Origin of the sequence: Hymenobacter daecheongensis DSM 21074 (assembly GCF_900141805.1) — a bacterium.
Classification (GTDB): Bacteria; Bacteroidota; Bacteroidia; order Cytophagales; family Hymenobacteraceae; genus Hymenobacter; species Hymenobacter daecheongensis.
The window spans coordinates 41,694-55,535 of sequence record NZ_FQYN01000001.1; the positions used below are offsets into that span (position 1 = coordinate 41,694).

Annotated in this window: 10 protein-coding genes; 2 read left to right on the forward strand and 8 right to left on the reverse strand. The window is 63.5% G+C overall.

Annotation, left to right across the window (positions count from 1 at the left end; all coding sequences use genetic code 11):
• Positions 1–23: 23 nt before the first annotated feature.
• Positions 24–854, reverse strand: coding sequence for a 50S ribosomal protein L11 methyltransferase (gene prmA / locus BUB62_RS00195; protein ID WP_073104699.1), 831 nt, complete (start codon positions 852–854; stop codon positions 24–26).
• 283 nt (positions 855–1,137) lie between these two features.
• Here prmA and BUB62_RS00200 point away from each other — a divergent pair, with 283 nt between their 5' ends.
• The gene (locus tag BUB62_RS00200) at positions 1,138–2,790 is read left to right on the forward strand and encodes a S8 family serine peptidase (RefSeq protein ID WP_073104701.1); all 1,653 of its coding nucleotides are present in this window, start codon (positions 1,138–1,140) and stop codon (positions 2,788–2,790) included.
• A 77-nt stretch (positions 2,791–2,867) separates the two neighbouring features.
• Here BUB62_RS00200 and BUB62_RS00205 read toward each other — a convergent pair whose 3' ends face one another.
• The 5 genes from BUB62_RS00205 to uvrA form a co-directional block, all read right to left on the reverse strand.
• Positions 2,868–3,248 (reverse strand): 7(1) septoil knot domain-containing protein, encoded by a 381-nt coding sequence (locus BUB62_RS00205; protein WP_234988433.1) that lies wholly within the window; start codon positions 3,246–3,248, stop codon positions 2,868–2,870.
• A gap of 113 nt (positions 3,249–3,361) precedes the next feature.
• Positions 3,362–4,126, reverse strand: coding sequence for a triose-phosphate isomerase (gene tpiA / locus BUB62_RS00210; RefSeq protein ID WP_073104702.1), 765 nt, complete (start codon positions 4,124–4,126; stop codon positions 3,362–3,364).
• Positions 4,127–4,209: 83 nt separating this feature from the next.
• Positions 4,210–5,010 carry a tryptophan-rich sensory protein gene (locus BUB62_RS00215; protein ID WP_073104703.1) on the reverse strand — a complete coding sequence of 267 codons (801 nt, stop codon included), beginning with the start codon at positions 5,008–5,010 and terminating at the stop codon, positions 4,210–4,212.
• A gap of 64 nt (positions 5,011–5,074) precedes the next feature.
• A complete protein-coding gene (locus BUB62_RS00220) occupies positions 5,075–5,608 on the reverse strand; it encodes a hypothetical protein (protein ID WP_143163965.1) in 534 nt (177 codons plus the stop codon).
• Positions 5,609–5,695: 87 nt separating this feature from the next.
• Positions 5,696–8,533 (reverse strand): excinuclease ABC subunit UvrA, encoded by a 2,838-nt coding sequence (gene uvrA / locus BUB62_RS00225; protein WP_073104707.1) that lies wholly within the window; start codon positions 8,531–8,533, stop codon positions 5,696–5,698.
• Between the two features lie 347 nt (positions 8,534–8,880).
• Between uvrA and BUB62_RS00230 the strand changes: the two genes are divergently transcribed.
• Positions 8,881–10,347: an alpha/beta hydrolase family protein gene (locus BUB62_RS00230; protein WP_073104709.1), complete on the forward strand. Its 1,467-nt coding sequence runs from the start codon at positions 8,881–8,883 to the stop codon at positions 10,345–10,347.
• 81 nt (positions 10,348–10,428) lie between these two features.
• Here the strand turns inward: BUB62_RS00230 and BUB62_RS00235 are convergent, their stop codons facing one another.
• Both BUB62_RS00235 and BUB62_RS00240 read right to left on the reverse strand, forming a co-directional pair.
• Positions 10,429–12,639: a hypothetical protein gene (locus tag BUB62_RS00235; protein WP_073104711.1), complete on the reverse strand. Its 2,211-nt coding sequence runs from the start codon at positions 12,637–12,639 to the stop codon at positions 10,429–10,431.
• A gap of 74 nt (positions 12,640–12,713) precedes the next feature.
• Complete coding sequence (locus tag BUB62_RS00240) at positions 12,714–13,808, reverse strand: FecR family protein (protein WP_073104713.1); 1,095 nt, start codon at positions 13,806–13,808, stop codon at positions 12,714–12,716.
• Between the last annotated feature and the right edge of the window lie 34 nt (positions 13,809–13,842).

The window sequence follows — 13,842 nt, forward strand, 5'->3', positions numbered from 1 at the left end:
TCCGTCAAGGCCTACTACGACGGCTACAATTTCGTGAAAATCGCCGAAACCCAGTTATTCTTGGTTCGGTGTGATTGATAAGCTAGTGCGTGCTTGTTGGCTTCGGCCTCAATCTTGGATAAATCCTCTTGATAAAAGCCGCTGAACAGAATAGGACGGCCCGTGGGCAGCAAGGCTGCATAGGCGTGCATATCCTCCAAAAGCACGTTGCGGTTGATGTTGGCCAGAATGATATCGAAGGGCTTTTCGCCCTCCAGCACCTCCACGCCGCCCAGGCGGCACTCAATATTCGTGCAGTTATTTTCGGCGGCGTTGTCGGCGGCATTTTCCACCGTCCAGGGCTCCACGTCCACGGCCAGCACTTCCTTGGCGCCCAGATGCACGGCCATGATGGCCAGAATGCCGGTGCCGCAGCCCATATCCAGCACGCGCTTGCCCTGGTGGTCAATATCAAGCTGGTTCTCAATCATGAGGGCTGTGGTTTCGTGGTGGCCGGTGCCGAACGACATGCGCGGCATAATCACGATTTCGTGCTCAATGCCGGCGGGCTTTTCGTGGAACGGGGCCCGCACCGAAACCCGCTCGGCGATGATCAGAGGCTGGAAATTCTTCTCCCACTCGGCGTTCCAGTTCTGGCGCGTAATCACGCGGTGGTCGTAGCCCAGCTCGCCCTGCCCCTCGTAGCGGCTCATGATTTCGGCCACGGCGTCGTTGTCGAAGTCGCCTTCGCCGATATAGGCGCAGAAGCCTTCGTCGTTGTCTTCAAAGGTATCGTAGCCCACCTGGCTCAGCTCGGCTACCAGAATATCGGCCAATTCGCGGGGGGCCTGCACGCGCACTTCTACAAAATCCATCTTGTCTCGGTCGGGTTGGGAGGAAAACCGGCAACGCTCGGGCTGCCTTAAAGTAAGCTGCAAGTTCGCACGAAAAAACCTGCGAACAGCCATCGGCTATCTTCGGCAGAGCCGGCAACAGCGGCCATTAGGACCGGGGTTCCCGCCAGCTAATTCGCTACTAAGTGTCAGTTTATAAATTCATATTCTGCTGTACCTTTCCAAGGCAAAATAGCTCCTGAGCGCAGCCTTGTTGCGGCCGAGCGGGAGAAAAAAGTCGTCGTTTACGCTTAATCCATTTTCTATGAAGATTTCCTTACCAATTCTTGCCGTACTCGCGGCCCTGGGCACCACCACCGCCCAAGCCCAGCAGCCGGCTCCCCGCCTGATCGTGCGGCTGCATGATGCCACGGGCACCGCCCAGGCTGCCGCCGCCAGCCGCAACGTCGCTCCGGCGGCCTTCGCGCAGCTCAATCACCAGCACCACGCCGTGCAGGTGCAGCCGCTGAACCCAGGCCCTAGGCCGCTGCCCAATGCCGTAGCGGCCGTCACGCCGCCGGCCGTGTATCTGGTGGAGCTGCCCGCCGGCACTGATGCTGCGCAGGCCCAGCGTGACTACCAGCAAACCGGCCTGTTTCGCTACGTGGAGGTGGATGCTACCGGCCAGGGTGGCGGCGTGCAGGGCCTCACGCCCAACGACCCGCTCTATGCCGGCCGGCAATGGGGCCTGAACAACACCGGCAATTTCAGCCTCGCGCCGGCCCGCGCTGGGGCCGACATCCGGATGGAAGACGCCTGGCCCATCACCCGCGGCGACTCCTCTGTAACGGTAGCCACCATCGACAGCGGCTGCAAGCTCGACCACCCCGAGTTCAGCCGCCGCATCTGGCGCAACCGCCAGGAAATTCCGGCCAACGGCATCGACGACGACCGGAACGGCTACGTGGACGACCTCAGCGGCTGGAACTTCGTGAGCAATACCAACAACACCGCCGACGACTACGGCCACGGCACCAACGTGACGGGCATCATTGGTGCCTCCGGCAACAATGCGCTGGGCTACGCCGGCGTAAACTGGGGCTGCAAGCTCATGATCTGCAAAGGCCTGGACAACCAGAACTCCGGCTTCTACTCGTGGTGGACGGCCAGCATCTACTACGCCGTGAACAACGGGGCCCGGGTTATCAATATGTCGTTGGGCGGCCTCAGCACCTCGCAGGCCATGCAGGATGCCATCACGTTTGCCAACCAGCGCGGCGTGGTGGTAGTGGCCTGCATGATGAACGCGAACAGCAGCACCGTGTATTATCCGGCCGGGATGAGCGGCGTGGTGGCCGTGGGCTCCACCAACCCCGACGACACCCGCAGCAGCCCGTTTTTCTGGAGCCCCACCAGCGGCAGCAACTTCGGCCCGCACCTGTCGGTGGTAGGCCCCGGCAACTACATCTACGGTCTGAGCCACACCTCCAACACCAACTACGGCTCCTACTGGGGCGGCACCTCGCAGGCCACCCCGCACGTGGCCGGCCTGGCGGCGCTCATGCTCACCCTGAAGCCCCAGCTCACGCCCGCGCAGGTGAAAGCCGCGCTACAAGCCACTGCCGACGACCGGGTAGGCAGCCTCAGCGAAGACACGCCCGGCTGGGACCAATACTACGGCCACGGCCGCGTGAATGCCGCCCGCGCCCTGGCCTCCGTGGTGACGACGGCCGCCCGCCCCGCGCCGGTGGCGGCCTCAGCGCTGCAGGTATTCCCCAATCCCGCCCACCATCAACTCACGCTGCGCACCACCGATGCCCGCCTGCTGAACCACGAAGTGCAGATTTTCAACGGCGTGGGCCAGCTGGTGTACCGGCACCTGCTCACGCAGCCCACGCTGCAGCTCCCGCTGGCCCTCGCTCCGGGCGCGTACTGGCTCACGCTGGCCGGCACAGGTCGCAAGCTGCTGGTAGAATAGGCGCGTCGGTTCTTCTGAAGCACGAAAAAGCCCTTCCGGAACGCCGGAAGGGCTTTTCTTATAAGGTGCAACCCAACTTACCGCGGGCGGCAGCCGGCAAAGGAGCGCACGTCGGTGTAGTGAATGCTGAAGTCGGCCAGGGCGCGATTTTCGGTCACGAACAGCACGTAATCGGCGAAATTGGGGCCGGCGGGCGAGTACCAGAAGCCGGCTTTATCGGCGAAGAGCTTGTTGTCTTCGCGGTACACCAGCACGTCGGCAAAAGCTTCCTCGGACTCCAGATATACCGTGGCGAAGCAGAAGCCGCGCCGCGCCGGGTTGGTTTCCAGAAACACCGAGCCGTAGATGCGGCACGGCTCGATGGAGCCCATCGGCGCTACCGCCACAAACGGCACACGCGGCTGGGGCTGGATGGGGTTCAGGGCCAGGGAAGCAGAAACTAGGAGCGCAGCAAGCATACGTTGGGGTGAGATGAGCCGGGATTTCTGGCCGATTTGAGTTCAGCCTTACAAGGCCATTCCGCAGAACTAAGTTCGGGCCAGAAACCAAAAACGCCTCCCACCAACCAAATTTAGAACGACTTGATAATCTCGGTGAAGTCGCGCGACTTGAGCGCGGCCCCGCCGATGAGGCCGCCATCTACGTCGGGCTGCGAAAACAGCTCGCGGGCGTTCTGAGCGTTGGCCGAGCCGCCGTAGAGAATAGTGGTGTTCAGCGCGGCCTCGGCATCATAGGCGCGGGCAATCTGCTCGCGGATGAAGGCGTGCACTTCCTGCGCCTGCTGGCTGGTGGCCGTTTTGCCGGTGCCGATGGCCCAAATGGGCTCATAGGCAATGGTTACCTGGTCGAATTCCTCATTGGAGAGGTGAAACAGGCCTTCTTTGAGTTGCTTTTCGAGGTAGGCAAAAGTCTCGTCGGCCTCGCGGGTTTCCAGGCTTTCGCCCACGCAGAAAATCGGCTTGAGGCCGGCGGCCAGCACGGCCTTCAGCTTCTGGCTCAGCAGCTCATTGTCTTCATGAAAATACTGTCGGCGCTCGGAGTGGCCCAGAATCACGTACTCCACCCCTACTGACTGCAGCATTTTGGCCGAAACCTCGCCGGTAAAGGCCCCGCTTTCTTTCTGGTGGCAGTTCTGCGCGCCCAGATGGATGTTGCCGCCGGCGGTGAGCAGCTTGCCTATGGAATGCAGAAACGGAAACGGCGGACAAATCACGACTTCCACGCCCGAGCCACCCACTTCGTCGGCTACCATGTTAGTGATTTCGGATACCAGGGCGAGGCCGTCCTGGTAAGTCATGTTCATTTTCCAGTTGCCGGCGACGAGGTTCTTGCGCATAAGAAAAGGGTTGGGTGGGAAGAATCTGTTGATGCGCGCAAAGAAACGACAATTCACCCAAGCGCCCCAGTCGGAATCGGACTCTACTCCGCCGCGGGCCGGTGCGGGCGCAGCGCCAGCAGCACGCCGCCCAGGGCCACCACCGCCGCCCCTACCAGCGCCGCCAGCGCCAGCTCCGGATATGAGCCGCCGCGCTGCGCCACCCAGATGCCCACCAGCGCCCAGGCAATTACCAACGGGTACACCACATTGCGAAACACACTGCCAATAACGAGTCCCAGCGCCACCACCACGGCCAGCAGCACAAACGTGAGCAGCACCGACCCATTCTCGGCCGTGCGCCAGCCCAACTCCCGCAGCCCGATGGTGATGTTGATGACCGAGGCCACCGAAATCCAACCCAGATACAGCGCAAACGGAATGCTGGTCCAGTGCGGGGTGAGGCCGGTGCGCACCCGGCGGCGCACCCGCCCAAACGCCACGATAAGCGCCCCCAGAATCAGCACCATCACCAGCACGCTCAGCGGCAGTAGCTCGTAGGCAAACACCACCAGCCAGCCGCCCGTGGCCACGCAGGCCAGCGTGAGTGGCTTGGCCACCGCGTCGGGCAGCTGGCTGGTGCGCTGGGCCGGCAGCAGCTGCCACACGGCATAAACAATCAGGCTTAGAAAGATCAGCCCCCAGATGCTGAAAGCGTAGCCGGCCGGCGTGAGCAGCGTGGGGTACTTGCCCGATACCACGGCGTTGGTCTGCCCGTTGAAGGGGCGGGCATTCGACCAATAGTTGAGGAAGACATTGCCGAAAACGGCCAGCGCGACCATCCAGCGCCAGAGCAGGTGGCGGGCAGAGGGGGTGTAGGTGGCGGGGGTAGTGGTGGGTTCCATAGGTTTAGGAAGCAGCATGAGTGATTTTGCCTACGCAACCATGCGGCTGGGCGTTGGTTGGCAGCTAGTGCCGGTCCGTTCGGGTAGTGTGTTGCTGATAGCGGAAATTCAGATTGGCCGAAATACTGAGCCGGTGCCGCCCAACTTCAGCAAAACGGCTGCCTCCGAACCGGGCATTATAGCCATACAGCAGATTGATAAAACCCGCCGCGCCGATGCCCAGTGCGGGCGTAATCACCAGTTGACCACGACTGAAATCAGTATAATAGGCCGCCGAAATATCCCCTCCAAGCGCCATAGCCCCAAACGAGTAGCCCACCTTGGGGCCTAGCAACACCTTGTCCCTGGTGAAACGAAAGTCCGTTGCGACGTAAGGACCGCTGCTGGCTATGCCCAACGCCTGCCACTGCACTGCGTGCCGGGCCAGTCCTACTTCCAGCCACGCTTTGGGCTGAAAAGCCCCGCCGACCCGCAGCACCGTGCGCGGCGCGGCGCGGTAGCGGGCCCGTTGCCAGTCAACCGTATCAGGGACCTGAGCGGCAACAGCTGAGGGGAGCAACATTGCCGTTGCTACTATAAACAGGTGAGAAATAGACATAAAAAAGAGGCCACCGGGAAGTGGCCTCTAATCTACTCGGATAGTTCTTGACTGTACAAGAGTGCCCTATTGAGCACACGCATTCTGCTACAGCTTCTCGGCCAAGAACCGGGCCGTGTGGTTGGTCTTTTTCAGCTTCACCATTTCCTCCGGCGTGCCCTCAAACAGCAGGTGGCCGCCGTTGATACCGCCCTCGGGGCCGAGGTCAATCAGCCAGTCGGCGCACTTGATGATGTCCATGTTGTGCTCGATGATGAGCACCGAGTTGCCCTGCTCGATTAGGGCGTTCAGGGCTTTGAGCAGCTTGTTGATGTCGTGGAAGTGCAGGCCGGTGCTGGGCTCGTCGAAGATGAACAGAATCTTATCCTGCTGCAGCGTGGCACCTTTGGTCAGGAAGGAGGCCAGCTTCACGCGCTGGGCCTCGCCGCCGCTCAGCGTGTTGGCCGACTGGCCCAGGCGGATGTAGCCCAGCCCCACGTCGTCGAGGGGCCGCAGGCGCTCGGCTACTTTAGGCTGGCCTTTGAAGAACTCCACCGCGTCGGCCACGGTCATTTCCAGCACATCGTCGATGCCCATGTCCTGGAATTTCACGTCCAGAATGTCCTGCTTGAATTTGCGGCCCGCGCAGCTTTCGCAGGTCAGGTAGATGTCGGCCATGAACTGCATTTCGATCTTCACCTGGCCCTCGCCCTGGCACACCTCGCAGCGTCCGCCTTCAATGTTGAACGAAAAGTGCGAGGGTTTCAGACCCCGGGCTTTGGCCAGCGGCTGGTCCGAAAACAGCGTACGGATGGCATCGTAGGCCTTCACATAGGTAACAGGGTTCGAGCGGCTGCTCTTGCCGATGGGGTTCTGGTCTACGAACTCGACGTGGCTTACCTGGCCCTGCACGCCCATCAGGCGGTCGAACTTACCAGTGGCCTCGCCCGCGCCGCCGCCGAGTTGCTTGGCCACGGCCGGGGCCAGAATGCGCTTCACCAGCGTCGATTTGCCCGAGCCGGATACTCCCGTCACGACGGTCATCACGCCCAGCGGAAACTTCACGCTCACGTTTTTGAGGTTGTTTTCGCGGGCGCCCAGCACTTCCAGCGCATTGCGCCAGGGCCGGCGCGTGGCGGGCACCTTCACCTCCATGCGGCCGCTCAGGTACTGGCCGGTGTAGGTTTTGGTGTCCTTCAGAATTTCGGGGTACGTCCCCTGAAACATCAGATGGCCGCCGCCGGAGCCGGCTTCTGGGCCGATGTCGATGATCTGGTCGGCTTCCTCCATCATCTTCTCCTCGTGCTCCACCACAATCACGGTGTTGCCCAGCTTCTGCAACGAGCGCAGCACGCCAATAAGCTGCTCGGCATCCTTCGGGTGCAGCCCGATGCTGGGCTCGTCCAGAATGTACATGGAGCCCACCAACGCCGAGCCCAGCGACGTAGCCAGCGAAATGCGCTGACTCTCGCCGCCCGAAAGCGTGCTGCTCAGGCGGTTCAGCGTGAGGTAGCCCAGGCCCACGCGGTTCAGATAGCCTAGGCGGTTGGTAATTTCAGTGCTCAGGCGCTCGGCAATCTTGGCGTCGTGCTCGTTCAGGCTGAGTTGCTCGAAATACTCCAGCGCCTTACTCACCGGCAGCAGCACGATATCGGTGATGCTCTGGCCATCGATTTTCACGTACTGCGCATCCTTGCGCAGGCGGGTGCCGCGGCAGTCAGGGCAGGTGGTGCGGCCCCGGTAGCGGCTCTGCAGCACCCGGTACTGGATTTTGTGGGTTTGGGTGGCTATCCATTTGAAGTAGGCATCGAGGCCCTCGAAGTACTTGTTGCCTTTCCAGAGCAGGTTGCGCTCGGCTTCGGTCAGCTCGTTGTAAGGGCGGTGAATGGGGAAGTCGAAGCGGATGCCGTTTTTGAGCAGCGGCTTCAGCCATTCACTCTGCTTGTCGGTGCGCCAGGGCGCAATGGCCCCTTCGTACACAGTCAAGCTTTTATCCGGAATCACCAGGTCCTCATCAATACCCAGCACCGAGCCGAACCCCTCGCAGGTCTGACAGGCGCCGTAGGGGTTGTTGAAGCTGAAGAAGTTCACGTTGGGCTCCTCGAACACTACACCGTCCAGCTCAAACCGGTCGGAGAAGGTGCGCGTTTCCTCGTCAAGCTTAATGCGGCAGGTGCCGTGGCCCTCAAAAAAGGCGGTCTGCACCGAATCCGAGAGGCGGAACATCAGGTCCTCATCGCCGGTGCGGATTACGGCGCGGTCAATCATGATGTGCACGTCGCCTTTCACTTCGGGCTGGCCTTCGGCAATCAACTCTTCGATAAACGCGGTTTCATCGCCATTGATGACCACGCGGCTGTAGCCTTTTTGCAGCAACAGATCCAGCTCCTTGCTCATCGGGCGGCCGTCTTCCGAGGGCAGCAGCGGGGCCAGAATCATGGCTTTCGAGCCGTCGGGCAGCTTGAAGAGAAAGTCCACCACATCGGCCACGGTGTCCTTGCGCACCTGCTCGCCGCTGACGGGCGAATACGTGCGGCCCACCCGCGCAAACAGCAGCTTGAGGTAGTCGTAAATCTCGGTGCTGGTGCCCACCGTGGAACGGTTGTTCTTGATGCTAACCTTTTGCTCAATGGCAATGGCCGGCGAAATGCCGCGGATGTAGTCCACATCGGGCTTATCCATGCGGCCCAGAAACTGGCGGGCGTAGCTGCTCAGGCTTTCCACGTACATGCGCTGCCCCTCGGCATACAGCGTATCGAAGGCCAGACTCGATTTGCCCGAGCCCGACAAACCCGTGACGACGATAAACTTATTGCGTGGCAGCGCCACGCTCAGGTTTTTGAGATTGTGCACCCGGGCATTCTTAATCAGAATGAACTGCCGCGGGTCGAGCTGGTCAATCGGGTCGGCCGCGGGGGCGGCTACTTGCAGGGATTCTTGGGCCATAGAGGTAGTAAACAGCCACGGGCAGGGGTTTGGTTTCCCGGCCGCGGCGGTTGGACCAACGAAGGTAAGGCTTTGCCGACCGTGGCGGAAGCCCGGAGCCGGCTAATTGCCGCCGGGCCGCCGGCCGCCAGGCAGCGCAGGCGCAGGTGGCTTTCTTTTACCTTGGCAAAACCAGCTCTGGCGCCGTCAGAGCCCAAACCCCATTTATACTATTGGCGTTTAGCTGGCAGAAGTACGGCATTTGTGGTACTTTTAATTCCTTTTCACCAACTCAGCCGCCTGACAGCCAAACCACATAGTACTTTATGAAGAACCGTTTACACGTTGCATTTCTCCTTGTCTTCGTTATGTGCTTTCCGCTGCTGAGCTTAGCTGGCCGGGTTTCCGGTGGGCCCTCGCTGCTGGGCGGGCAGTGGAAAGGCCAGCTCGCGGTGCCCGGCGGCAGCCTGAATCTTATCGTCACCATCGTGCCGCTCACCAACGGCTCCTACTACGCGGCCCTCGACGTGCCCCAGCAGAAAATCAGCCGGATGCCGGTGGAAGTGGCGCAGAAAGACAATGAAGTGACGCTCAGCATTGAGCAGGCCGGCAGCCGCTTCGTTGGCAAGCTGCGTCCCGATACCGGCGCGCTGAATGGCACCTGGACCCAGCCCGGCCTCACCGCGCCGCTGGTGCTCACCCGCTCCAACGTGGCCGTGACCACCGCGCCCAAGTTCAAAGTAGCCCCGCCCTACCGCCAGGACGACGTGATTGTGCCCAACAAAGTGGCCAAGCTGCGCCTGGGCGCCACGCTCACCATGCCCCAGGGCAGCGGCCCGTTTCCGGCCGTGGTGCTGGTTTCCGACTCCGGCCCGCAGGACCGCGACGCGCTGCAGGAAGAATACCGCATGTTCGGGCAGCTGGCCGACTACCTCACCCGCCACGGCATTGCCGTGCTGCGCTACGACGACCGGGGCCTGGGCAAATCGACCGGTACATATTCCAACGCCACCACCGCCGACCTGGTAACCGACGCGCAGGCGGCCCTGGGCTATCTGCGGGCTCATTATCGGGTCAATAAATCCCAAGTCGGTATCATCGGGCACGGCGAGGGAGCCAACATCGCGCTGCTGGCCGCCCGCCAGCCCAAGGGCCCCGACTACGTGGTATCGCTGGCCGGCTATGGCCTGCCGGGCCGCGATGTGCTGCGCCGCCAGCAGGTAGAAATCATGCGCCTGATCGGGGCCAACCCGGCCCAGGTAGATGCTGCGCTGAAAATGGATGACCGGCTGGTAGAAGTAGTGCGCCAGACCCCCGACAACGCCCTGGCCCGCGCCAAAGTGGGCGTGCTGTTGCGCCAGAGCAATGCCGACATTGACCCCGACATGGCCCGCGCCCGCGCCGTGCAGCTCACCACGCCCTGGTACCGCTACTTCGTCGATTTTGACCCGCAGCGCAACATGGCGGGGGTGAAATGCCCCGTACTGGCCCTGAACGGCACCGCCGATCTGCAGGTAACGGCCGGCAAAAACCTTTCGGCGCTGAATAAAGCCCTCAAAGCCAGCGGCAACCGCAAAGTGACCGTGCAGAAGCTAGCCGGCGTGAACCACCTCTTCCAGGCCGACCCTACGGAATGGCCCGTTTTTGAGGGCGAGCAGCGAGCTACTTTCTCGCCCGAGGCGCTGAAAGTCGTGCACGGCTGGATTGCCCAGCAAGTCATTATCGTGAAGCCGACCGCCGTCCCGATTACGGTGAAGCGCACAGAACCGCATTCGCTGAAGCGCACGGACCCTAATCCGCTGAAGCGAATTTCGGCTAAAAGAGGCCGGAGCTAAGGCCGGCAGCTCGGACTTCAACCCCAAAAAAACGGTTGTCAGGCATCAGGCCCGGCAACCGTTTTTTTGGTGTAGGCCGTGCTAAAACCGCAAGCCGATCTGCAGGCCGGGCCAGAGGCGGGTGAGGCTGCGGTTGGAGCTTCTGTCTAGCAGTAGCTGCTGGTTTTGGCCGAAATCCCAGTCGGGCGGGGTTGTGGTGTTGTAAGCCAGGGCCAGGTTGAGCGTGGGAGCCAGCACCAATTGCAGATGCCCGGCGGGCTCCAGCTGCCAGGCCACCGCCGGCCGCAGCTGCGTTAGCAGGCGCGTTTCGCGGGTAGAAATGGCCGGTTCGGCCAGCGCCCACTGCATCACGTCGAGGCTGTAGGTGAAGCGGCCGTGGGGCCGGCTGGCCGTGCCGATGCCGAAGCCCGAGGCCCACCGGAACCGGGTGCCGAAAGGCTGCGTGGCCACCCCCACCAGCGTGTAGTAGTGGCGCACGCCCAGCTTGAGCACCGCATTCAGCGGTAGCGACTCGCTGGCCCACACCTCACCGTGCAGGTAGCCGTGCCGCACGATGTTGATAATGCCCAGCGACACGCCATCCACCGAATCGGCCACGTTGATGAGGCCCAGCTGCATGCCGCGCACATGCTTGCCCACATTCACCAGGCCAATCTGCGCCCCGCGCACCTGCCGGGCCACGTTGAGCAGGGGTGCGGTTTGCAGCCCGGTCACGTCGTTGCCGGTCAGGTTGAACAGGCCGGCCGCCTGCAGCAGCGGGCCGGGCCGCGAGCCGGGATTTGGCGCGCCCATGGTGCTGGCGGCCGAGTCGGTGGCCAGCAGGCGGGGCAGGCCCAGCAGGCGGCGGGCCAGCGTGGGCCGGGCCGGATTCTGGCGCGAGCGGGCCGCGCCGCCCCCGATGTTGAACAGGCCCGCCACCTGCAGCCCGCGCACGTCGTCGCGGCCGATGTTGCCGAGGCCGGCGGCCTGCACGCCGTAGGCCGAGCCCCCAATGATGTTGAACAGACCCGCCAGCTGCGTGCCTTTCACCTCGGTGCCCACCACGTTCAGCAGCCCGGCGGCCTGGAGGCCCAGCACCGTATCTCGCTCAATGTTCACAAGGCCGCCCAGCTCCGCCCCTTTCAGCCCCGCCGAGTAGCCGGCCAGCAGATTGAGCGAAACGTGGTTCACCGTGCGGCCGCTTTTCAGCCAGTTGGAGCCCAGCGGCGGCACCAGACTGACCTGCCCGAGCCGCCGATAATAGGGCCGAGTGCTTTCCACTTTCGGCTTTAGCGGTATGGCCGCCAGCAGCGTGTCGCGCCCGGCCAGGCCACTTTGCACCAGCACCGGGCGGCTGGCCAGCGGGTCGGCGGGCCGCGCCAGGGCAGCCAGGCGGCGCGTGGCGGTGCGCAGCGGCGGGCTGGCTTTGGCGGCGGCCGTTGCCACCGAATCGGCCAGGGCGCGGGCGGCGTTGGTGAGCTGGCTGGTGCTGCTGCTTAGGGTGCGGCCGGCCCGCTTGGTGGTGCGGGCCAGCGCGGTGGCGGCCCGCGCGGTGCGCTGCCGGGCACTTTGCGGCAGCCGCGCCAACACCGAAACGCGCCGGCCCTCGACCGCTGGCTGGCTGGTTTCGGCGTTGGCCAGCCGGCGGCCGGCCACGGAATCGGGCACCGCGGGGCGGGCAGCGGCGGCCGCCAGCGCGACCTTGGTGGGTCGGGCCGGAATGGCCGCCGGATGGGTAGCGCCGGCTGGCTTTCTGGCAGATGCCAGCCGGGCTTGCGTTGGTTCAGAAGGCCGGGCTTTCCCCGAAGGTGCTTTGCCCGCTACGGTTTTCGGTGAGTTACCGGCCGGGCTACTCAGTGCGGTTTTCTTTGAATCGAATACTGGGCGAACTGCCGGACCCACCGGCGCGGCAAGCCGAGCGGGCCTGGCGGCAGCGGATGATGCGGCGACTGCCGGCCGGGGTTTCTCGGCGTTGCCTGGCGTGAAGGGGGGCTGGGTGCCGGTGCGCCAGAGCACAATCTGGCCGCCCACGAGCTGGTAGGAAATCTGGCGGGCGGGCAGCAGCTGGCCGAGTACGGCCGCCACCGGCTCTGTGCCTCTGGTATGCAGCGTCACGCGCTTTTGCAGCGGAATAAACGTGCTGCTGTAGCTGAATGGCACGCCGCTCTGCCGGGCAATATCACGCAGCACCTGCTCCAGCGGCTCGTCCGTAGCGGCTACCCGCACGCGCCGGCTCAGCGCGGCCGGCACCTGCGCAAGCACCGCCGAATGGAGCAGCAGCAGGCAGAAAACAAGGGCAAAAGAGGGCCGCATGGCGCAGGAAAACTGGTTTACAGACGACGCAATTAGAGCAGGCAGCGAGTTGCCGAAAAACAATCCGGGCGGTGCTAGTCGCAGCCTTTTCCGCCGAGGATATAGCCGTTGCCGGCATCGCCGGTGAGGGTAGCGTTGGTGGCCAGACTCAGCACCTGCAGCACCTGCGCCGGCTCGGGCCGCCGGAAGGTACCGGTGAAGCGGCAGCTGAGCAGCCGGGTATCGGCCACGCTGATGCTGGTGCCGAACGTGGTGCGCAGCGTGCGAATGACGTGGCGCACCGGCACGTTATCAAACACCAGCTCCCCGGTTTGCCAGGCGCGGAAGTTGGTATCCTGGGTGCTGGCGCGGCGCAGGGTGGGCGCAGCGGCTGTGGTTGGGCCGGCCGTATTGCCCGCGGCACGCAGCACGCCGCGCATACCGGGCAGCAGCAGCAAAGTATCCTGCTCGGTGGTGCGGCTGGCCAGCGCCACCCGGCCCGTGAGTACGGCTACCTCTACCGAGTCTTCGGCGGGGTAGGCCCGCACGTTGAAGGAAGTGCCCAGCACTTGGGTGCGGGCGGTTTCGCTCAGCACCGTGAAGGGCCGGCCGTGGTCTTTTTGTATCTGAAAAAATGCCTCTCCGCTGAGCTTCACCTCCCGGGCAGCCGTGCGGAAATCGGCGTCATACTCCAGGGTTGAGTGGCGGTTCAGCCACACCTGGCTGCCATCAGGCAGCGTGAGCTGCCGCTGCTGACTGGTGGCCGCCACCAGTACCGGAGCCAAAGCCGAAGATTGATTCGCCCTGAAGAAAAACACGGCCCCCACCAACAGCAGCAGCGTGGCCGCCACGGGCAGCAGCCACGGCCGCGCCGCCGCCCCCGGATACATCGGAACGACTTTGGCCGGCGGCGCGGCCGGGCTTTGTGGCGCTTCGGGAGCCGGCCGGGCCCCCAGCATCTGGGGCCGGAACCGCTGCCAGGCGGCCTCCACATCGGCGGGGCTGAACAGGTCGGGCACGGGCGCGGCCCCTACCCGCTCCCAGGCGCGGGTGGCATCGGTGAGTAGGCCCAGCCGCCATGGGTCGGCCACAACCCAGGTGCGCAATTCCTCCAGCTCGCCGGGCGTGGCTTCGCCGGCCAGATGCCGGGCCAGCAGCTCCCAGGGTGCTTCGGGGTTGGAGGGGTGCATTGGTGGGTGGTACGTAGTGCGTGGTTGCCGGTGC

Coding starts and splice junctions, on each gene's coding strand:
- uvrA (WP_073104707.1), bottom strand. CDS start 8,533: ATGGCCCAAGAATCCCTGCAAGTAGCCGCCCCCGCGGCCGACCCGATT.
- BUB62_RS00235 (WP_073104711.1), bottom strand. CDS start 12,639: ATGCGGCCCTCTTTTGCCCTTGTTTTCTGCCTGCTGCTGCTCCATTCG.
- BUB62_RS00230 (WP_073104709.1), top strand. CDS start 8,881: ATGTGCTTTCCGCTGCTGAGCTTAGCTGGCCGGGTTTCCGGTGGGCCC.
- BUB62_RS00205 (WP_234988433.1), bottom strand. CDS start 3,248: ATGCTTGCTGCGCTCCTAGTTTCTGCTTCCCTGGCCCTGAACCCCATC.
- tpiA (WP_073104702.1), bottom strand. CDS start 4,126: ATGCGCAAGAACCTCGTCGCCGGCAACTGGAAAATGAACATGACTTAC.
- BUB62_RS00220 (WP_143163965.1), bottom strand. CDS start 5,608: ATGTCTATTTCTCACCTGTTTATAGTAGCAACGGCAATGTTGCTCCCC.
- prmA (WP_073104699.1), bottom strand. CDS start 854: ATGGATTTTGTAGAAGTGCGCGTGCAGGCCCCCCGCGAATTGGCCGAT.
- BUB62_RS00215 (WP_073104703.1), bottom strand. CDS start 5,010: ATGGAACCCACCACTACCCCCGCCACCTACACCCCCTCTGCCCGCCAC.
- BUB62_RS00240 (WP_073104713.1), bottom strand. CDS start 13,808: ATGCACCCCTCCAACCCCGAAGCACCCTGGGAGCTGCTGGCCCGGCAT.
- BUB62_RS00200 (WP_073104701.1), top strand. CDS start 1,138: ATGAAGATTTCCTTACCAATTCTTGCCGTACTCGCGGCCCTGGGCACC.